General features: G+C 71.0%; 16 protein-coding genes. 11 read left to right on the top strand and 5 right to left on the bottom strand.

The features are described 5' to 3' along the window. The first annotated feature begins 5 nt into the window (after positions 1-5). Together ACXJJ3_RS18835 and ACXJJ3_RS18830 are read left to right on the top strand one after the other, a co-directional pair. A complete protein-coding gene (locus ACXJJ3_RS18835) occupies positions 6-644 on the top strand; it encodes a class F sortase (RefSeq protein ID WP_458171493.1) in 639 nt (212 codons plus the stop codon). 11 nt (positions 645-655) lie between these two features. Next, complete coding sequence (locus ACXJJ3_RS18830; RefSeq protein ID WP_458171492.1) at positions 656-1,273, top strand: L-threonylcarbamoyladenylate synthase; 618 nt, start codon at positions 656-658, stop codon at positions 1,271-1,273. Between the two features lie 2 nt (positions 1,274-1,275). Here ACXJJ3_RS18830 and ACXJJ3_RS18825 read toward each other — a convergent pair whose 3' ends face one another. Then, on the bottom strand, positions 1,276-1,554 hold the full coding sequence (locus tag ACXJJ3_RS18825) for a hypothetical protein (protein ID WP_458171490.1): 279 nt from the start codon (positions 1,552-1,554) through the stop codon (positions 1,276-1,278). Positions 1,555-1,732: 178 nt separating this feature from the next. Between ACXJJ3_RS18825 and ACXJJ3_RS18820 the strand changes: the two genes are divergently transcribed. Beyond that, the gene (locus tag ACXJJ3_RS18820; protein WP_458171489.1) at positions 1,733-2,380 is read left to right on the top strand and encodes a nitroreductase family protein; all 648 of its coding nucleotides are present in this window, start codon (positions 1,733-1,735) and stop codon (positions 2,378-2,380) included. Between the two features lies 1 nt (position 2,381). Here ACXJJ3_RS18820 and ACXJJ3_RS18815 read toward each other — a convergent pair whose 3' ends face one another. Both ACXJJ3_RS18815 and ACXJJ3_RS18810 read right to left on the bottom strand, forming a co-directional pair. After that, positions 2,382-5,504, bottom strand: coding sequence for a discoidin domain-containing protein (locus ACXJJ3_RS18815; RefSeq protein WP_458171488.1), 3,123 nt, complete (start codon positions 5,502-5,504; stop codon positions 2,382-2,384). Between the two features lie 205 nt (positions 5,505-5,709). After that, a complete protein-coding gene (locus ACXJJ3_RS18810) occupies positions 5,710-6,201 on the bottom strand; it encodes a DNA polymerase ligase N-terminal domain-containing protein (protein WP_458171487.1) in 492 nt (163 codons plus the stop codon). Positions 6,202-6,327: 126 nt separating this feature from the next. Between ACXJJ3_RS18810 and ACXJJ3_RS18805 the strand changes: the two genes are divergently transcribed. After that, a complete protein-coding gene (locus tag ACXJJ3_RS18805) occupies positions 6,328-6,504 on the top strand; it encodes a hypothetical protein (protein ID WP_458171486.1) in 177 nt (58 codons plus the stop codon). 22 nt (positions 6,505-6,526) lie between these two features. Here the strand turns inward: ACXJJ3_RS18805 and ACXJJ3_RS18800 are convergent, their stop codons facing one another. Together ACXJJ3_RS18800 and ACXJJ3_RS18795 are read right to left on the bottom strand one after the other, a co-directional pair. Then, the gene (locus tag ACXJJ3_RS18800) at positions 6,527-7,588 is read right to left on the bottom strand and encodes a serine hydrolase domain-containing protein (protein WP_458171485.1); all 1,062 of its coding nucleotides are present in this window, start codon (positions 7,586-7,588) and stop codon (positions 6,527-6,529) included. 30 nt (positions 7,589-7,618) lie between these two features. After that, positions 7,619-8,518 (bottom strand): TIGR03564 family F420-dependent LLM class oxidoreductase, encoded by a 900-nt coding sequence (locus tag ACXJJ3_RS18795; protein WP_458171484.1) that lies wholly within the window; start codon positions 8,516-8,518, stop codon positions 7,619-7,621. A 77-nt stretch (positions 8,519-8,595) separates the two neighbouring features. Here ACXJJ3_RS18795 and ACXJJ3_RS18790 point away from each other — a divergent pair, with 77 nt between their 5' ends. The 7 genes from ACXJJ3_RS18790 to ACXJJ3_RS18760 all read left to right on the top strand — a co-directional run bounded on the left by ACXJJ3_RS18790 (position 8,596) and on the right by ACXJJ3_RS18760 (position 19,380). Further along, positions 8,596-9,438: a LysR family transcriptional regulator gene (locus tag ACXJJ3_RS18790; protein ID WP_458171482.1), complete on the top strand. Its 843-nt coding sequence runs from the start codon at positions 8,596-8,598 to the stop codon at positions 9,436-9,438. Between the two features lie 299 nt (positions 9,439-9,737). After that, entirely contained in the window at positions 9,738-12,134 is a 2,397-nt protein-coding gene (locus ACXJJ3_RS18785) for an MFS transporter (protein ID WP_458171481.1), read from the top strand. A gap of 191 nt (positions 12,135-12,325) precedes the next feature. Next, positions 12,326-13,591 carry an SWIM zinc finger family protein gene (locus tag ACXJJ3_RS18780; protein WP_458171910.1) on the top strand — a complete coding sequence of 422 codons (1,266 nt, stop codon included), beginning with the start codon at positions 12,326-12,328 and terminating at the stop codon, positions 13,589-13,591. Beyond that, positions 13,588-14,991: a DUF5691 domain-containing protein gene (locus ACXJJ3_RS18775; RefSeq protein ID WP_458171480.1), complete on the top strand. Its 1,404-nt coding sequence runs from the start codon at positions 13,588-13,590 to the stop codon at positions 14,989-14,991. Before ACXJJ3_RS18780 ends, ACXJJ3_RS18775 begins: the two co-directional genes overlap by 4 nt. Continuing rightward, positions 14,988-16,067, top strand: coding sequence for an ATP-binding protein (locus ACXJJ3_RS18770; RefSeq protein ID WP_458171479.1), 1,080 nt, complete (start codon positions 14,988-14,990; stop codon positions 16,065-16,067). The genes ACXJJ3_RS18775 and ACXJJ3_RS18770 overlap by 4 nt, the downstream gene beginning before the upstream one ends. Further along, on the top strand, positions 16,064-18,235 hold the full coding sequence (locus ACXJJ3_RS18765; RefSeq protein WP_458171478.1) for a DUF5682 family protein: 2,172 nt from the start codon (positions 16,064-16,066) through the stop codon (positions 18,233-18,235). Before ACXJJ3_RS18770 ends, ACXJJ3_RS18765 begins: the two co-directional genes overlap by 4 nt. Further along, positions 18,232-19,380 (top strand): VWA domain-containing protein, encoded by a 1,149-nt coding sequence (locus ACXJJ3_RS18760; protein ID WP_458171477.1) that lies wholly within the window; start codon positions 18,232-18,234, stop codon positions 19,378-19,380. The genes ACXJJ3_RS18765 and ACXJJ3_RS18760 overlap by 4 nt, the downstream gene beginning before the upstream one ends. Positions 19,381-19,383: the final 3 nt, after the last annotated feature.

The following is a 19,383-nucleotide window of genomic DNA, read 5'->3' as shown; positions in this document are numbered from 1 at the left end:
AGCGGTTGCTGGTCATCAGCTCGTGCTGTCTCGCCCTGGCCGGATGTTCGGCCGGGGCGAGCAGCGCGGTGCCGGCGCCGACGACCCCGTTCACGTTCCACACCACCGGTACGCCGACCACCGGTACGCCGGCCTCGCGGACGTCGGTGCCGCCCGGCCAGATCGGCACGCCCGCGCCGAGCCAACGCATCCGTTTCGTACCGCAGCTGGTCGTCCTGCCCGGCGGTGCGCACGCATCGGTGCTCACGGCAACGACCGTCGACGGTCAGCTGCAGGTGCCCGCGCAGGCGCGGAACGTCGGCTGGTGGGACGGCGGCGCCGAGGCCGGGGACCCGTACGGCTCGGTCGTCCTCGCCGGGCACGTCGACACGAAGACCGAGGGCCTCGGGTACTTCGCCCGGCTGCGCGACGTACGGCCGGGCGAGGTCGTCGTACTGCGGGGCTCCGGGCACACCGCGGCGTACCGGGTGGTGTCGGTCGAAGCGGTCCGGAAGGACGCGCTCGCGACGACGAGCGGGGCGTTCGACCAGACCGTCGACCAGCGGCTGGTGCTGATCACCTGCACGGGCGCGTACGACGCGTCCCGGGGCGGATACCAGGACAATCTGGTGGTGACCGCGGTACCCACCGGGCCGGCGCAGTAGGCTCGACGGCCATGGCCAGGTATTTCGACATCCATCCCGAGAACCCTCAGCGGCGGTCGATCGGGCAGGTGGTGGACCTGCTGCGCGAGGACGGGCTGATCGCGTACCCGACCGACTCCTGCTACGCGCTCGGCTGCCAGCTCGGCAACCGGGACGGCATCGACCGGATCCGCACGATCCGGCACCTGGACGACCGGCACCACTTCACGCTGGTCTGCGAGAACTTCGCGCAGCTCGGGCAGTTCGTGCACATCAGCAACGCGGTGTTCCGCTCGATCAAGGCGGCCACGCCCGGCAGCTACACGTTCATCCTGCCGGCCACCAAGGAGGTCCCGCGCCGGCTGCTGCACCCGAAGAAGAAGACCGTTGGCGTGCGCATCCCCGACCACATCATCACCCAGGCACTCGTCGCCGAGCTCGGCGAACCGCTGGTCTCCAGCACGCTCCTGCTCCCCGGCCACGAGGAGCCGATGACGCAGGGCTGGGAGATCAAGGAAGAGCTCGACAACCAGATCGACGCGGTCATCGAGGGCGAGGTCGGCATCGAACCCACCACCGTCGTCGACTTCTCCGACGACGTCCCCGAACTGGTCCGCATCGGCGCCGGCGACCCGACACCGTTCGAGTAGTACTACCAGCGGTCCCAGTGCAGGACCTCCTCGCGCGGAACCCGCTTGGCCGGCCGGAATCCGGTACCGATCGTGAACGCCAGCGGGATGAACGCCGCGAGCATGAAGCTCCACGTGGCCGGCAGGATCGACCCCCATGTCCCCGACTGTACGGTCGTCGGCGCACGGTCGGTCCGCCCTTCGACGGCCGGGATCACGAACGCCGGCACCCGGTGGATGTTGTCCACCAGGTACTGCAGGCTGTCGAACACCCGCTCCGTCGACCGGGCGTGGTGATTCATCCGCCGTACGTCGTCCGCACTCAAAGGCTGCCCCGGCGCCTGGCCGACAGCCCGCCGGAAGATGTCCGCGACCGCTCGGCGCGGGTGGTGGACAGGAGTTCGTCGGTCGGCAGGTTCAGGGGCATGGGTCGATCCTTTAGTAGATAATCTACTTCGGGACTACTGTAGACTGCTGTGCGTGACCTACACACTCGATCTCAATCCTGATGAGCTGCTGACCACGACGCGGACGGTGCGGAAGCGGCTTGATCTGGAGCGGCCGGTGCCGATGGAGGTGATCCGGGAGTGTCTCGAGATCGCGTTGCAGGGGCCGTCGGGGAGTAATCGGCAGACGTGGCACTGGGTGGTGATCACGGATGCGGAGAAGCGGGCCGCGGTCGGTGAGTACTACCGGCGGGCCGTCGAGCAGTACCTGGCGGGTCCGGGTGCGGCCGGGAAGCTGCACGCGGAGGACCCGGAGCGTGGTCCGGTGCAGCGGCGGGTCGGGGACAGCGTCGCCTACCTGGGCGAGCGGATGGGGCAGGTCCCCGTGCTGGTCATCCCTTGTCTGCAGGCGAAGAAGCTCCCCGCCGGGAATCAGTCAGGGCTCTGGGGCTCGATCCTCCCGTCGGCGTGGAGCTACATGCTCGCCGCCCGCGCTCGCGGCCTCGGTACGGCGTGGACGACGCTGCACCTGACCTACGAGCAGGAGGTCCAGGAGCTGCTCGGGCTGCCCGAGGACATCCGGCAGACGGTGCTGATCCCGACCGCGTACACGATCGGGACCAACTTCAAGCCCGCGCCCCGTCAGCCGTTGGACGACGTCCTGCACATCGACGGCTGGTGAGTCACCGCACCTCCAGCTCCGCGAGCTGCATCCGGTAACCGCCCTCCCCGTCCGGCCGCAGCTGGGTGCCACGGACCTGCACGTACCGCGCCGTCCGCGCCGCGAACGTGTGCGTCACCTGGCCCGCACCCGGCTGCGCCGCACCGCTGACCGTCGCGGCCGCCGTCCAGGTGACCCCGTCGAGCGACGTCTCCACCGCGTAGTCGATCGGGAACCCCTGACCCGTACTCGCCCCGTCCGACCGCCCGTACAGATCCACCCGGCCGATCACGCTCGGCCCGCCGAGGTCGACGCGGACCGACTGCGGCGACCCGGCCGGGACCGACTCGCTCGTCCAGCCCATCGAGTTCCACAGCCGCGACTGCCGCGCGCCGTCGGTCAGATTCGCTCGCAGCCAGCCCTCGTTCGGGTACTCCGAGGACGTCGACGAGCTCACCGGGCGTCCGGCCGCGAGGTTCCCGCCGGCCACCTCCACCTCGGCGAACTGCATCCGGGTCGCCCCGAGCGGATCCGGGCTCAGCCGCGACCCGGTCACCCGCACGTACCGCACGTCCCGCGCCGCGAACGGCACCGTCTGTACGCCGCTCGGCCGCGCCTGGTCCTTCCGGTCCGCGACCGTCGTCCACGTGGCCCCGTCTGCCGACACCTCGACGGTGTAGTCGACCGGGAACCCGGCGCCGAGGTTGCCGCCGTCCGTCCGCGGATACAGGTCGACCCGCCCGATCGACCGGACGGCACCCAGGTCGAGTTTGAAGACCGCGCTCGGGCCGACGTCACTCGTCCACCCCATCGAGGACGCGTCCGAGGTACGCCGTCCGTCCACCGCGGCGGCCGCGCTCCAGCCGTCCCGGTCGTACGTCGAGGACACCTGCACCGCCGAACCCTCGGCCGGGTTCACGTCCGGGTTGATCCGGACGTTGTCGAAGGCAACGTTCACGCCGCCGCTCGCGAGCCCGATTCCGCCTGCGGTGAAGGCCGAATCGGTCACGGACAGCACCTGCGTCGTGCCGACGTACACGATGATCCGGGACCCGCGAGCGACCACCCGGAGCCGGTTCCACTGCCCCTTGACGTAAGGGGCCGCAGCGGTCGCGAGGGTCTTGCCGCTGCGGTACACGAAGACCTCGCCGTTGTTCCGTTGCGCGACCAGGTAGCCGGTGTCCATGTCGGTCGGATTCAGGTTGCGGATCACCATCCCGGCCCAGTTCGTGTCGCCGCCGTACGCGTTCACGCCGCGGATCTGCAGGTCGACCGAGGCAGCGACATCGCCGTACGCCCGCGCCTCGAGGCCGGCCACGTAGTCCCACTGGGACGTGTCGGTCTGGGTGAGCGCGCCGCCGGAGACGGACCAGGTGCCGCCCTTGGACTGCCAGGACTGCGAGCCGGTCGCGAAGTCGTCGGCGTACGGATAGGACTGGTCGGGGCCGCCGGCGGCGAGCGCGTCCAGGACCTGGCGGTGCACGGTGTCCGCGGCGACACCGGACTTGTCGGCGGTGAACGAGTTGGTCAGCAACGAGTTCGCGAGCGCCTTGGCCAGCACGGGCTTGGTCGCGGCGAGCTGGGTGAACAGTTCGTAGTCCTCGATCCCGTCCAGTTGCGCCTCGCTGCGGATGCTGTCGTAGAGGTCGTACGCCGCCTTGTTCGGCCGGACCAGGTACGCGTCGCCGGTCTGGGCGCCGTCGAACGTGTCGATCGGGGTGTCGTTGCCGCCGTACCAGTAGTTCCAGCCCCAGTGCAGATAGCCGACGGCGCCGGTCTTCCAGGCCAGCAGCGGGGTCAGCCGGGTGCTGGCGAGGTACGACATCAGGAAGCGGTTCAGGTACGTGCCGCGCGGGACGGTGCAGTTGTAGAGCCAGAGCTCCGTGCCGTTGAGCTTGTCGGTCTGGAAATAGCCGGCGTTCTTCTCGTACAGGTCCATCAGCGGGGTGTTCGCGGTGACGGTCGCGTTCGGGTTCATGATCGCCAGCTGGGCCTCGTTCAGGCGCGGGTTCGGGAAGTGCCGGCGGTAGATGGCGTACAGCCAGTTCGCCGCGTCCCGGTCCGCGTTGACGGTCGTCTCGTCGTTCGCGCTCATGTAGAAGATGTCGGTCAGCCCGAGCTGGTCGAGGTGCTGCTTGAGCGCCGCGAACAGCTTGTCCAGGTACGCCGAGGCCTCGGGCGTCCCGGTCGGTACCGGGACCATCTGCGTCGACCCGTCCGCGGCGCGCTGCAGCATCTCGAGCTGTGGGCCGTGACCGGAGCCGCTGGCGTTCAGTAGGTGCGGGGTGTGGATCCACTGCAGCGCGCCCGCGTCCTGGTAGATCTTGATGAAACGATCAAACGACTGCCAGCCGAAGCTGTAGTTGCCCGCGGCATCGATCGTGGTGTTCGGGATCAGCAGCGCCTGGAAGTCAGCGAACACCACGTTGTTCCGGTGCTTCGCGTGATCGCGGGCCATCGCGGTGATCACCCGCCACCAGTTCTCGTCGTACATCTGGACGCCGTACTGCAGCGGGATCGCCTTGATCGTGCCGGTGTAGTCCCAGCCGGCCGACGTCGTCCAGTTGTTCATCCGGAACGTCGACCGGTTCGTCGGCGGGATCGTCGACGGGTAGACCGTCACCCGGACCGGTACGACGGTGTTCCCGGCGCTGCTCTGCACGGTCGCGGAGCCGGTGTAGACGCCGGGCGCGGCGCCGGCCGGGACGTGGACGCTGTAGTGGTACGGCTGGGTGACGTTCGCGCTCAAGGTCCGGGGCGTGTTGTCGACGAGCGCGTCGTAGTACGCGGAACCGGTGCCCTGGATCTCGACGCCGGGGCCGATCGGGACCACGTTCGGGTGCAGGTACTCGCGGCGGACCGCGATGTCGGAAAGCGTCGCGCCGCCGGGGCCGGTCAGCGGGGTGGTCGTGATCGAGACGTTCTGGACCGCGGCCGCCGGGCGGATCGCGACCTGGGCGGCCTCGGTCTCGTTGCGGGCGGCGTACAGGTCGATCGCCGTCGGGGCGTTCGCCGGGCGGGCGTCGTACGGGAAGAGCCGGTCGGCGGCGTTGTGGGTCCAGACCGTGGGCGGCGCGGCGGTGGCCGGGAGCGGGAGCAGGGCGGCGAGGAGTACGCCGGACAGTAGGGCGGCAGGCGTGCGCATTGGTGTCCTCCGGGGCGGTGAGGATTTAGGACCTGTCTGGTAATCCAGCGCCTACTGCGGGGCACCCGGCACGGCATCTCGCCGCACGGGTGCAAAGGGAACGATGCTCCGCATCGACCCCTTCGCCCCCGCGCGCCGAGCTACCGCACCGGGCACCTCCTCGCTACGGCGCTGGATCACCAGACAGGTCCTACGCACGAGTGTCTCAGGAGGCGGCCATTTCCTCTATGGTCAGACCACTCAGCACCGAGTGCGGTTCGGCGGTCGTCAGATCGAGGCCCGGGTCGGCATCCGCGTCCTTCACCTTGACCAGCAGCCAGTCGCCGCCGGTCCGGGTGAAGGCCCAGGCGCCGTTCAGCTTCACGCCGTGCAGCTGCACTTTCAAGTGCCCGCGCTCGATCGCCTCGGCCGGGTCGACGAGCTGCCGCCGGTCGTCGCGGGTCAGGTTCGTGTAGACGCCGGCGTCCCAGACGATCACCGCCCCGCTGCCGTACTTCGCCTCCCGGTGTACCCCCTCGTACGACGCGTACTCCAGGTCGTGGTCGTCGGTCATCACCGCGAGCCGTTTCACGACCGGATCCAGCGACGGCCCGCGCGGCACCGCCCACGACTTCAGGACGCCGTCCACCTCCAGCCGTACGTCGTAGTGCAGCCGCCTGGCATCGTGCAGTTGCACCACGAAGATCGGCTTGGGCATGTTGCTCCTGACGATTTCGAGTTACCGCTAACGGTCTGTCATGCTGCGGTTGTAGGCTTGCGAATGGCTGAACAGCAGCCCCCCAAACCTTCCTCCATCATCCGCCCCTGTCCAGAAGCAGGTGCCATGCCCGTAGCCCCCTCACCGGCGCGGCCGATCGCAGTACAGATCCTGATCGGCGGACGCTGGATCGCCGGCCAGGAACTGGGCCGCCGGACCGGGACGGCCGGGACCGACGAGGTCCTCGTCAGTCACCACGGCCATCTCGTATGGATCGACCAGAGCGCGGTTCGCGAGAGCTGAAAGCCCTTTCCTTAAAGGGTTTTCAGTAAAGAGCTTTCGCAACCAGGTTGCCGATCTCGATCGCCGACGGCGAGCCCGCCGGGTCGAACAGCGTCCTGGTCAGTGCGAACGTGACGCCTGCGCGGGTGTCCGCCCAGGCGACGCTCCCGCCCATCCCTGGCCAGCCGAACGACGCGGGGCTCTCCTCCGCGCTCGATCCCAGCCGCCCGATCGCGTAGCCGAGCGCCATCTTCGCTTCGTTGCCGAGCAGTTCGTCCTTCGTGACCAGGGCGGGCCCGGTGATCACCGGTACGGACTCGGGGCGGACCAGCCGTACGCCGTCGACCTCGCCGATCAGGCCGGCGTACAGCTTGGCGATCCCGCGCGCGGTCAGCACGCCGCTGGACGGGTCCTCGACGCCGAGGTTCTCCGGCTGGTTCAGGACGGCGGCGCGCGGCATCGTGGCCGGCGGCGCGACCTGGCCGAACAGCTCGGCCAGCATCGCGAACATCGGCTCCGCGCCCGCGGGTTCGACCAACGGAACCAGCCGGTCTCGCTGGTCGGCCGGGAGTGCGAAGAACACGTCGTTCTCGATCCCGAGCGGGGCGACGACCTCCCGCAGTACCTCGCCGATCGTCCGGCCGGTCGCGCGCCGGACGATCTCGCCGACCAGCAGGCCGAACGTCTCCGCGTGGTACGTCATCTTCGTGCCCGGTTCCCACCACGGCTCGGCGGCCGCGAGGTACTCGACCTTGCTGAGCAAGGTCTCGCGCGTGGTGTCCGGCGGCAGCGCGGGCAGCCCGACCGAGTGCGTCAGGACGTGCCGCAGCGTCGCCTTCTCCTTCCCGTGCGCGCCGAACTCGGGCCAGACCTCGACGATCGGCCGGTCGTAGTCGAGCACGCCGCGGTCCACCAGCACGTTCGCGACCGTCGCGGACGCGCCCTTGCCGGTGGACGCGGCGAAGTACAGGGAGTCCGGGGTCACGCCGTCGCCGGCGACCGCGTCCACGACCAGCTCGCCGTGCCGGTACGCCGCCACCTGGAGCCCGAGCTCCGCCTCCACCAGTTCGTCGATCCGCTGCTGCACCGCATTCTGGATGTCCATACCCGTACGTCGTAGCACGGGCCGCTGCCTTTACACGTAGTCGAGCGCGAACCTGATCGTCCGCTCGATCTCCGCGTCGGTCCCGACCGGGCAGAACAGGAACTCCGTCGTGCCGGCGTCCCGGTACTGCTGGATCTGCCTGGCCACCGCCGCCTCGTCGCCGACCACCGCGGTGTCCTCCGGCCCCGCGTTCCCGCCGCGATCGAGCACCGCGCGGTACGCCGGCATCGAACCGGCGGCGCCGTAGTGATCGCGGATCCAGGCGCGGGTCCCGTCCGGGTCGTCGGTGACCGCGACGCAGGTCCCCGCGACGACCTGCGGCGCGGGCCGGCCGGCGGCGATCGCGGCCCGGTCGATCGTCGGGCGGACGAAGTCCTCGATGACGTTCGGCGTCGCCCAGCTGGTCGTCGTACCGGCGGTCAGTTCGCCGGCCGTCTTCAGCATCCGCGGGCCGAGCGCGGCCAGGATCAGCTCGGGCGCCTCGGTGCCGGGGACCGTGACCTGCCCGCGGGCGGTCAGCCGGTCACCCGCGTACTCGGTCGGCGCGCCGGTGAGCAGCGGGCCGAGCGCCTCGACGTACTCGCGGACGTACGCCGCGGGGCGATCCATCGACAGGCCGAGCATGCCCTCGACCATGTGTGGGTGGCTCGAGCCGACGCCGAGCGTCAGCCGGTTCCCGATCAGCGCCTGCACGCTGAGCGCCTGCGCCGCGAGCGCCAGCGGATGCCGCGGGTACACCGGCACCACGCCGACGGCGTACTCGATGGTCCTGGTGTACGGCGCAACGCCGGCGATCAGTGTCAGCGCGTCCCAGCCGAGCCGCTGGCTGAACCAGATCCGGTCGATGCCGGCCTCCTCGGCGGCCCGCGCGGCGGCACCGATCTCGGCGACCGTCTTGCCCTCTTCGTCGATCCACAGTCCGATCCTCATGGCACCAGTCAACGGGCGCCGGGAGCGCTGACCCAGACGCAGTTACGCTGTACAGCGATAAGGAGTCGTGATCGCTGATGGAGCTGCGGCAGTTGCGGTACTTCGTCACGGTCGCCGAGGAACTGCACTTCGGCCGCGCCGCCGAGCAGCTGAACATCGTCCAGCCCGCGGTCAGCCAGCAGGTCGCCCGCCTCGAACGCGAACTCGGCCTCCGGCTCCTCGACCGTTCCTCCCGCCACGTCCGGCTCACCGGCGACGGCGAACGGATGCTCCGCGAGGCCCGCGCCGTCCTCGCCGCCGCCGACCAGGCCGCCGAGGTCGCCGCCTCGCTCGCCTCGGGTCTGTCCGGCACCCTCCGCATCGGTACCGCGCCCGGCCTCCGCGCCCGCCTCGAACGCGGCCTCACCACCCTGCGCGCCCGAACGCCCGGGCTCGAGATCCAACTCAGTTCCGGGACCACGGCCGAGTACCTGACTGCGCTGCGTTCGGGAGAACTCGACGTCGCGTTCGTCCGCGGAGAAGTCGCGGCAGCCGACCTGACCGTGGTCGAACTCTGGCGCGACCCGCTCTCGGTGCTGGTCCCGGCGGCGTACCGCGCCGACGACGGGGTGAAACTGATCGACCTGGCCGGGCTGCCTTTGCGGTTGCCCAACGACCCGTGGTTGCGCGACGAATTGACGGCGGCCTGCCGCGCGGCCGGGTTCGAGCCGACGATCGGCCGGTCCGCCGACGACCTGGAGGCGGCGATCGTCGAGATGTCCACCGGCGCCCCGGCCTGGACCGTCGTCTACGGCACCGCGTGCGAGCCGGCCGAGGGCGCGCTGTGGATGGGGCCGTTCGCTCCCGCGCTGAGTGCGCCGGGGCAGCTGATCATGGCCGACGGCCACTGTCTGGACGAACTGGTTGCCGCGTTCGGGTGAAGGTCTCCGGCGGGCCCTGACAGCTCCGCCGGAGACCGGAGTGTTGATTTCTCAACAAGCACCGGATCGTACGGGCGAAAACCAGTTTCGAGGAGGGCCCGTCTCATAATTCATCCGACGAGCGTTTGATGGCTCCCGGTGAACAGTTGCTGACGGCGCGGGATTAAAGTTGATAGTTGCAACCAAATATCGGGCTGGGTGAGGTCTGGGGCGTCCCCCCGGCGCCGGCCGTTTCCGCCTCGGGGCAGTGCACGCCACTGCTCCGGTCGTCGCGTTCCCGCCGTACGAAACGGAAGCTGATGTCTGCCACCCAGACCCAGCCGGCCACACCGGTCGGCCACCCCACCTACCGCTCCCGCTATGCCGAGCCGGAGTCCGCCCCGGCCGCACCGCCACCACCACCGTCCGCGGGTGATCCCGAGCTCTCGCACCGGGAGATCCTGGAGATCCTCGCCGGGCTGCTCGCGGCGCTGTTCACCGCGGTGCTCAGCTCGACGATCGTCAGCAACGCGCTGCCGACGATCATCGCGGACCTCGAGGGTTCGCAGACGCAGTACACCTGGGTGGTCACCGCCAGCCTGCTCGCGATGACCGTCTCCACGCCGGTGTGGGGCAAGCTGTCCGACCTGGTCAGCAAGAAGCTGCTGGTGCAGCTCGCGATCGTCGCGTTCGTGATCGGCTCGATGCTGGCCGGCGCCTCCCAGAACGTGCCGTTCCTGATCGGCGCCCGGGTCCTGCAGGGGCTCGCGATGGGCGGCCTGATGGCGCTCGCGCAGGCGATCGTCGGCGCGGCGATCCCGCCCCGCAACCGCGGCCGGTACTCCGGGTACATGGGTGCCGTGATGGCGCTCGCGACCGTGAGCGGTCCGCTGGTCGGTGGCGTCATCGTGGACACGTCGTGGCTCGGCTGGCGCTGGTGCTTCTACGTCTGCGTACCGCTCGCCGTGGTGTCGCTGATCGTGCTGCAGAAGTTCCTGCACCTGCCGTTGGTGAAGCGCAAGGTCAAGATGGACTACCTGGGCGCGCTGCTGATCGCGGGCGCGGCCAGCCTGCCGCTGATCTGGGTGTCGTTCGCCGGCGAGCACTTCCCGTGGTGGTCCTGGCAGACCGGTGCCTACCTCGGCGGTACGGCGGTGCTCGCGATCCTGGCCGTGGTGGTCGAGACGCGCGCGGCCGACCCGCTGGTACCGGTGCGGGTCGTGAAGGAGCGGACCACGGCGCTGGCGATCCTCGCGAGCCTCTCGGTGGGGATCGCGATGTTCGGCAGCGCGGTGTTCCTCGGGCAGTACTTCCAGGTCGCCCGCGGGTACAGCGCCACCGAGGCGGGGCTGCTGACGATCCCGATGATGTTCGGGTCGTTCCTCGGCTCCGTCGGGTCCGGGCAGCTGATCACCCGGTTCGGCAAGTGGAAGCGGTACCTCGTGATCGGCGGGCTGTGCCTGACCGCGGGCCTCGGCGTCCTCGGCACCATCGACCACGAGTCGCCGTACTGGTACGTCGGCCTCGGGATGCTCGCGATGGGCCTCGGGATGGGCATGACCATGCAGAACCTGGTGCTCGCGGTGCAGAACACCGTCGACGTCAGCGAGGTCGGTGCGGCGTCGGCGACCGTGACGTTCTTCCGGAGCCTCGGCGGTGCCGTTGGGGTGTCCGTGCTCGGCGCGGTGCTGGCGACGCGGGTCACGCACCTGATCACCGAACACCTGCGCGAACTCGGCCCGGGTGCGGCCGCGGCGGCGCAGGGCGGGTCGGGCAGCGTGCTGGACGTGAACTCGCTGCCGGGTCCGGTGCAGGAGATCGTGCGGCACGCGTACGGCGACGCGACCGGGCGGATCTTCGTGATCGCGGCCGGTGCGGCCGTGGTGAGCCTGCTCGCGGTGCTGTTCATCCGGGAGGTGCCGCTGCGGCGTACGGTCGCGATGGGTGCGTCCGCGGAGGAGGCTCCGGCGGAGGGCGTCGTACGGGAGACCGTTCCGGACGATCCTGCCGAGCGGGCCGCGGTGGTCGCGCTCGACGTCATCACGTCGGCGGAGCGTACGGCGCGGGAACGCGAACGCGAGGCCAGCGAGCGGGTGCAGGCGGCGGCGACCACGATCCGCCAGATGCGGACCGACGTCGCGGACCTGTTCACCCGCGTCGACCAGCAGATCGCGGCACTCGAGAACACCCTCCCCGACACGGAGATCCCGCAGCCCGCAGCCGCCATCCTCGACTCGCAACGCCCCGCCGGCGAACTCGTCGACGAGCTACGCCGCTACGAACTGAGCGTCCTGAGCGCGAGCCAGCGCACCGCCGACCACCTCCGCGAAACGGCCCGCACCGACGCCGACACCGTCCGCACCACCGCCCAGACCGACGCCGAAAACCTCCGCACCACAGCCCGCGCCGACGCCGAGAACCTGGTGGCCGAAGCCCGAGCCGAAGAACAAGAAATCCGAAACCGCATCACCGAACTGGAAGCCGTAGAACGCCGCCTCCTCACAACCATCCGCGACAACCTCTCCACCACCCCACCCCCACCCGCACCCACCCCACCCACGACTCCGGCGGCAGCCGCCGCACCCGCGGTGCAGCCGGTCCACCCGGACGGGCGCTCCGGGCAAGCGGCCCCCGGTACCCACCAGACGCACGCACCCACCCACGCCGCGGGCAACGGCTACCCCGAGGAACACCAGCACCGCCAGCCCTTCGGCTGACCCAACCCAAACCCCCAAGCGATTGCCGAGTCGTGGCGGATGGTCCGGGCAGGGTTCGCCGACTCGTGAGAAACGGCGGCTTTTTCGAGCCGATGTTCACGACTCGGCGGGCGGGGTGTCGGGGGTGGGTGGGAGGATTTGGGGGGACGGCTTGGGTGAGGAGTGGTGTGGGGTTGTGGGACGTGGAGCAGGTGCTGGGGTTGGCGTCTGATTCTGCGTCTGCCAAGGCCGGGCAGGGGTTGGCTCGGGGGGAGAAGTGGGCGGGGACCGGCGCGAGCGAGCGGGCGGTCTGGGGGTTGTGTCAGGGGAGCGGGAAGCAGCCGTACCAGACGGCCGTCGAGCTGGCGGGGCCGGCGTACAAGTGTTCCTGTCCGTCGCGGAAGTTTCCGTGTAAGCATGCGCTCGGGCTGTTGCTGCTGCAGGCGAAGGGCGAGCTGTCGGCCGGGGACGAGCCCGACTGGGTGCGGGACTGGCTGGAGCAGCGGGCCGAGCGGGTGGAGCGGAAGCCGGGTGAGGTCGCGGATCCGATCGCGGCCCAGGAGCGGGTCGCGCGCCGGGCGGACCGGGTGTCGGCGGGGCTCGCGGAGTTGGCCGGGTGGTTGGACGATCAGGTGCGGCAAGGGCTCGGCGGTTTCGACCAGCGCGCGTACGGCGAACTCAACCGGCTCGCCGCCCGTATGGTCGATGCCCAGGCCCCCGGCGTGGCAGGTGCGGTACGCCGAGCCGCCGGGGTCGTCGGACGCGGTCACGGCTGGCCGGGCGAACTCCTCGAGGAGTTGTCGCTCATCCACCTGATCGTCGCCGCCCACGCCCGCCTCGCGGAGCTCCCGCCGTCGCTCGCCGACACCGTCCAGTCGCGGATCGGCTGGCCGACCGAGACCGCGCGCGTTCGGCTCGAAGGCGAGCAGGTCGAGGACGATTGGCTGGTGCTCGGCCGGGTGGTCGAGCCCGACGACCGGCTCACCGTCCGCCGCGTGTGGTTGCGCGGGGCAACGACCGGCCGGATCGGGCTGATCCTCGCGTTCGCCGCCGCCGGACGGCCGCTCGACCCGCTTCCGGCGCGCCCGGGCGAGGCCGTCCCGGGCACGCTCGTGTACTACCCCGGTGCGCTCCCGATGCGCGCACTCCTCACCCAGACCGACACGCGTCAGCAGGCACCACGCCCGCACGGCCACACGGTCCAGCAGGCGCTGGCGTCGTACGTCGAAGCGCTGGCCGCCGACCCGTGGAACGAGCGCTGGCCACTGGTACTGCAGGACGTCCGCCCCGCGCGGCACGGCGACGGGTGGGCGCTCGTGGACGCGGCCGGTGACGGGCTGGAGATGCTGCCGGGCTGGGATCCGCTGAAGCTGCTCGCGGTCTCGGCGGGCGATCCGATCACGGTCGCCGCCGAGTGGAACCGCGCGGGCCTTCGCCCGATGACGTGCTGGCGTGATGATCGGCCGGTGACGCTGTGAAGGGCTGGGACGGGCTGGTCAGCTCGGTGCTGCTGGGGACCGATCGGCGTCCGCCGGCCTTCGACGAGCTACCGGAGTACGTGCGGGAGCGACTGGGCGAAGGCGGTCTCCTGGACGCCGCCGCACTGGCGACCGTCTACAAGCGCGCCGGACGCAAGCCTTTACGGGACCTGACCCCGCTGGAGCCCGCGGGCGGCGAGGATCGCCCGCTGCCACGCTCAGGTGCAGTACGTCGGCTCGCGGCGATGCTCGGCGGGTTCCAGACCACCGCGCTCGGCGAGTGGTTGCGTACCGCGGACGCGCACGGCTGGGGTGTACCGCCGGAGCATCTGCCGGCGCTGGCCGACTACGCCCGCAACCGGGCGGAGTACCGTCCGCTGGTGATCGCGGCGGCCGGGCGCCGAGCGCGGTGGCTCGCGGACCTGAATCCCGAGTGGCGGTTCCTGCACGCGGCGGATGCCGAGGGCAACGAAACGCAGACCTGGACCCACGGGAACGCGGTCCAACGACGGACCTGGTTACTGGCGCTGCGACGACAGGATCCAGCGGCCGCGCGCGAGGAGCTCGCGGAGGTCTTCCCGAACGAGACGGCCGCCACCCGCGCAGACTTCCTCGGCCTGTTCGGCGAAGGGTTGTCGTTGGCAGACGAGGAGTTCCTCGAGGCGGCGCTGGACGACCGGTCGCGGGAAGTACGGCGGGTCGCGGCGCGGCTGTTGGCGCGGTTGCCGGGCGCGCAGTACGGCGTCCGCATGGCCGAGCGACTGCATGCGCACCTCCTGGAATCGCAGGGCGTTCTGGCCGTCGACCTGCCGCGGACCATCACGTCGTCGATGGAGCGCGACGGCCTCGACTCGCAGAACCCGGAGGGCATCGGCAAGCGGGCGTGGTGGTTCCACCAGATCGTTGCCAACACGCCCCTGTCGGCCATGGAGCCGGCCTGGTTGCAGACCCCCGTCGAAGGTTGTGCCCCCGAGATCCTCCAGTCCGCCTGGACCGAGGCCGCGATCCGCGAAGGTTCCGCGACCTGGGCCCGAGCGCTGCTGGAAGCCAACGCGAGCACGGGGAGCCGAAGCCCCGCGGAGCTGGTCCGGTTGCTGCCGGCCGACGAGTGGGCGTCTGCGGTCGATCTGCTGCGGCGGACCACCGACGTGACCGAGGTCGTCGGCGGGTTGCCGGTGCCGTGGCCTCCCGAGCTCGGCACGATGGTGCTCGATCAGCTCGTCCGGGTCGGCACCAACCGTGCCTGGGCGCGGCTCGCCAGTATCGCGGCCCGCGCGGTCCCGGCCGACGTACTCGACCATCCGATCACCCGCGATCCGACCGGCGACGAGGACACCTGGCGCCGCCGGCTCGTCGAAACCCTGATCTTCCGCCGCGAAATGCACGAGGAGCTGACATGACCGAGGTACTGCGCCCGCACGCGGAAGTCGAGTACGCCGACGAACTGCAGGCGCTCGGGGCGACCGACGACAAGCCGCGCCCGCCCGCCTGGCAGCTGTCGCCGGGCGCGGTCGTCACGTACCTGCTCGGCGGTACGGCGGGCAGCACCGAGATCTCCCCGAAGTACGTCGGCCCGCGCCGGCTGATCGAGGTCGCGGTCGCCACCCTCGCGACCGATCGCGCGCTGCTGCTGCTCGGCGTGCCGGGTACCGCGAAGACCTGGGTGAGCGAACACCTGGCGGCGGCGATCAGCGGCGACTCCACCCTGCTCGTCCAGGGCACCGCGGGCACCGCCGAGGAGGCGATCCGGTACGGCTGGAACTACGCCCAACTGATTGCCCAGGGCCCCAGTGAGGCCGCGCTGGTGCCGAGCCCGGTGCAGCGCGCGATGACCGGGGCGAAGATCGCCCGGATCGAGGAACTGACCCGGATGCCGTCCGACGTCCAGGACGCGCTGATCACGATCCTGTCCGAGAAGACGCTGCCGATCGCCGAGCTGGCCACCGAGGTGCAGGCCCGCAAGGGGTTCAACATCATTGCCACCGCCAACGACCGCGACAAGGGCATCAACGAACTGTCGAGCGCGCTCCGCCGCCGGTTCAACACCGTCGTGCTGCCGCTGCCGGACTCGGCCGAGGACGAGGTGGAGATCGTCTCCCGCCGGGTCGCGCAGCTCGGCTCCGCGCTGGAACTGCCGCAGCCCGACGACGCGCTGGACGAGATCCGCCGGGTGGTGACGATCTTCCGCGAACTCCGCTCCGGCCGCACCGAGGACGGCCGGACCGCGGTCAAGTCGCCGTCCGGGACGCTGTCCACCGCCGAGGCGATCAGCGTCGTCACCGGCGGCCTCGCGCTCGCCGCGCATTTCGGTGACGGCGTACTGCGGCCGACCGACGTCGCGGGCGGCATCCTCGGCGCGGTCGTCAAGGACCCGTCGGCGGACCGGGTCGTCTGGTCGGAGTACCTGGAGACCGTGGTCCGGGAGCGCGACGACTGGGCCCCGTTCTACCGCGCCTGCCGAGAGATCTCCGGATGACCGTTCACCTGTTGGGGATCCGGCACCACGGGCCGGGGTCGGCGCGGGCGGTGGCTGCCGCGCTGGCGGCGATCGAGCCGGACGTCGTACTGATCGAGGGGCCGCCGGAGGCCGACAAGATCGTCGACCTGGCGGCGTCGGAGGAGATGGAACCACCGGTCGCGCTGCTCGCGTACGCCGTCGACGATTCGACCCGGGCGGCGTTCTGGCCGTTCGCGGTGTTCAGCCCGGAGTGGCAGGCGATCCGGTACGGGCTGGCGGCCGGCGTACCGGTGCGGTTCTGCGACCTGCCGGCGGCGCAGCAGTTCGCCTCGTCCGGCGGGCGGTCCTCGGCCGCGATGGACCCGTTGGCGACGCTGGCCGCGGCAGGCGGGTACGACGACCCGGAGCGCTGGTGGGACGACGTGATCGAGTCCCGGCGGGACGGTGCCGAGCCGTTCACGGTGATCGCGGACGCGATGCGGGAGCTGCGCCACGGTGGGGAAGCGGTCGGGCGGGAGGCGCAGCGCGAGGCGTACATGCGGACCGTGATCCGGAAGGCGCTGCGTGAAGGCTTCGAGCGGATCGCGGTCGTGTGCGGCGCCTGGCACGTCCCAGCCCTCGGGGTTCCGTTGCCCCCGGCAACCCACGACCAGCGGATCCTGAAAGGCCTGCCGAAACGGAAGGTCGCCTGCACCTGGGTGCCCTGGACGCACGGCCGGCTGGCCGCCACCAGCGGGTACGGCGCCGGCATCACGTCCCCCGGCTGGTACCACCACCTGTTCACCGCGCCGGACCAGATCACCGCGCGCTGGCTCTCCAAGGTCGCCCAGGTACTGCGGGCCGAGGACCTGCCGGTGTCCAGCGCGCACGTGATCGAGGCGGTCCGGCTCGCCGACACGCTCGCCGCGCTGCGTGAACGTCCGCTCGCGGGGCTCAGCGAGGTCACCGAGGCCACGCGGGCCGTCCTCTGCGGCGGGAACGACGTACTGCTGGATCTCGTCACGCGGGAGGCGGTCGTCGGTGAGCTGCTCGGGTCGGTGCCGGGGGCAACGCCCCAGGCGCCGGTCGCCGCGGACTTCGCGGCGCAGGTACGACGACTGCGGATGAAGCGGGACGCGGCCGAACGCGTGATCGAGCTGGACCTGCGGAAGCCGAACGACCTGGAGAAGTCCCGGCTCCTGCACCGGTTGCGGATCCTCGGCGTCGACTGGGGCGTGCCGGCCACGGACGAGCGTCGAGCGCAAGGGACGTTCCGCGAGATGTGGCGGCTGGCGTGGGACCCGGGGCTCGAGGTGGAGCTCGTCGCCGCCGGTGTGCACGGTACGACGGTGCTCGGTGCCGCGACGACCGTGATGCTGAAGGCGGCCGACTCGACCACGCTGGCCGACGTCACGGCCGCGCTGGAGAAGTCGCTGCTCGCCGACCTCGCGGACGCGCTGCCGCCGCTGCTGCAGGGCATCGACACCCGCGCCGCGGCCGACGCCGACGTCGGTCACCTGATGGCGGCCCTCCCGTCGCTGGCCCGAGCCTCGCGGTACGGCGACGTCCGTGGGACCGACACCGCCGGGCTGGCCGCGGTCGCGGGGCGGATGGTGTCGCGCGTGTGCGCGGGCCTGGCGCGGACGGTTCACGGGCTGGATCCGGACGCGGCGACCGCCGTACAGGAGCTGATCGACGGGGTGCAGGACGCGACGGCCTTGCTGGCCGAGGACGTCCGGGCGGAGTGGCTGAACACCCTGCAGGGGTTGAGCGATCGAACCTCGGTGCCGCCGCTGATCCGCGGGCGGTTGACGCGGTTGATGCTGGACACGTCGCGGTTGCCGGACGGGGAGGTCGCGCTGCGGCTCGGGCGGTCGTTGTCGCCCGGTACGCCGACGGCGGACGCGGCCGGGTACGTCGAGGGGTTCCTCGCCGGCGGCGGGTTGTTGCTGGTGCACGACGAGCGGCTGCTCGCGCTGGTGGACGCGTGGCTGGGCGGGATCCCGGACGACGCGTTCGTGGAGGTGCTGCCGTTGCTGCGGCGTACGTTCGGGACGTTCGCGGCGCCGGAGCGCCGGACGATCGGGTCCCGGGCACGGGTGCTGAGCGATCCGTCCGCGCTGGTCGTTGCTGATGACAACGAGCTGGACGCCGAGCTGGCCGCGACCGCGCTGCCGGTGGTCGCGCAACTGCTGGGGGTCTCGTGAACTCGGAGGAACGCCTGCGCCGCTGGCGGCTGGTGCTCGGCGCGGAGGCCGAGGAGGAGACGGGCACCGCGCTGTCCAAGGCCGATCAGTCCGTCGACGCCGCGTTGGCCGCGCTGTACGACGCCGGGGAGAGTTCGGGGACGCAGCGGGCCGCCGGGCTCGGGTCGTCGGCGCCGCGGGTGGCGCGCTGGCTCGGGGACATCCGGCAGTACTTCCCGAGCACGGTCGTCCAGGTGATGCAGCGGGACGCGGTCGAGCGGCTCGGCATCACCCGGATGCTGATGGAGCCGGAGCTGCTCGGCGCGGTCGAACCCGACGTACACCTGGTGTCCACGCTGCTCGCGTTGAACGAGGTGATGCCGGAGGAGACCAAGCAGACCGCGCGGGAGGTCGTCGGCCGGGTCGTCGCCGAACTGGAGGCGCGGCTGGCGGAGCGGACCCGGGCCGCGGTGACGGGCGCGCTGGACCGGGCCGGGCGGACGTCGCGGCCGCGGCACTCCGACATCGACTGGGACCGGACGATCCGGGCGAACCTCAAGCACTTCTCGCCCACGCTGGGGACGATCGTGCCGGACCGGCTGGTCGGGTACGCCCGCCGCAACCACAGCGTGCAGCGCGACATCGTGCTGGCGATCGACCAGTCCGGGTCGATGGCGGAGTCCGTCGTCTACGCGTCGCTGTTCGGCGCGGTGCTCGGGTCGATCCGGACGCTGCGCACGTCGCTCGTGGTGTTCGACACCGCGGTCGTGGATCTGACCGATCAGCTGGAGGACCCGGTCGACGTACTGTTCGGGACGCAACTGGGCGGCGGGACGGACATCAACCGGGCGCTCGCGTACTGCGAGGAGCTGGTCACGAAGCCTGCCGACACGGTGCTGGTGCTGATCTCGGACCTGTACGAGGGCGGCGTCCGCGAGGAACTGCTGCGGCGGGCGCGGTCACTCGTGGAGTCCGGCGTCCAGGTGATCGCGCTGTTGGCGCTCGCCGACTCCGGCACCCCGTCGTACGACGCCGAGAACGCGGCCGCACTGGCCGGCCTCGGCGTACCGGCGTTCGCCTGTACCCCGGACCAGTTCCCGGACCTGATGGCGGCCGCGATCCGGCACGAGGACATCACCACCTGGGCAGCAACCAACATCACCTGAGGA

This window comes from Kribbella sp. WER1 (genome assembly GCF_054189145.1).
This window is presented reverse-complemented; position numbering and strand designations above follow the sequence as displayed.

Coding starts and splice junctions, on each gene's coding strand:
- ACXJJ3_RS18830 (WP_458171492.1), top strand. CDS start 656: ATGGCCAGGTATTTCGACATCCATCCCGAGAACCCTCAGCGGCGGTCG.
- ACXJJ3_RS18805 (WP_458171486.1), top strand. CDS start 6,328: ATGCCCGTAGCCCCCTCACCGGCGCGGCCGATCGCAGTACAGATCCTG.
- ACXJJ3_RS18795 (WP_458171484.1), bottom strand. CDS start 8,518: ATGAGGATCGGACTGTGGATCGACGAAGAGGGCAAGACGGTCGCCGAG.
- ACXJJ3_RS18785 (WP_458171481.1), top strand. CDS start 9,738: ATGTCTGCCACCCAGACCCAGCCGGCCACACCGGTCGGCCACCCCACC.
- ACXJJ3_RS18770 (WP_458171479.1), top strand. CDS start 14,988: ATGACCGAGGTACTGCGCCCGCACGCGGAAGTCGAGTACGCCGACGAA.
- ACXJJ3_RS18765 (WP_458171478.1), top strand. CDS start 16,064: ATGACCGTTCACCTGTTGGGGATCCGGCACCACGGGCCGGGGTCGGCG.
- ACXJJ3_RS18800 (WP_458171485.1), bottom strand. CDS start 7,588: ATGGACATCCAGAATGCGGTGCAGCAGCGGATCGACGAACTGGTGGAG.
- ACXJJ3_RS18810 (WP_458171487.1), bottom strand. CDS start 6,201: ATGCCCAAGCCGATCTTCGTGGTGCAACTGCACGATGCCAGGCGGCTG.
- ACXJJ3_RS18815 (WP_458171488.1), bottom strand. CDS start 5,504: ATGCGCACGCCTGCCGCCCTACTGTCCGGCGTACTCCTCGCCGCCCTG.
- ACXJJ3_RS18825 (WP_458171490.1), bottom strand. CDS start 1,554: ATGAATCACCACGCCCGGTCGACGGAGCGGGTGTTCGACAGCCTGCAG.
- ACXJJ3_RS18790 (WP_458171482.1), top strand. CDS start 8,596: ATGGAGCTGCGGCAGTTGCGGTACTTCGTCACGGTCGCCGAGGAACTG.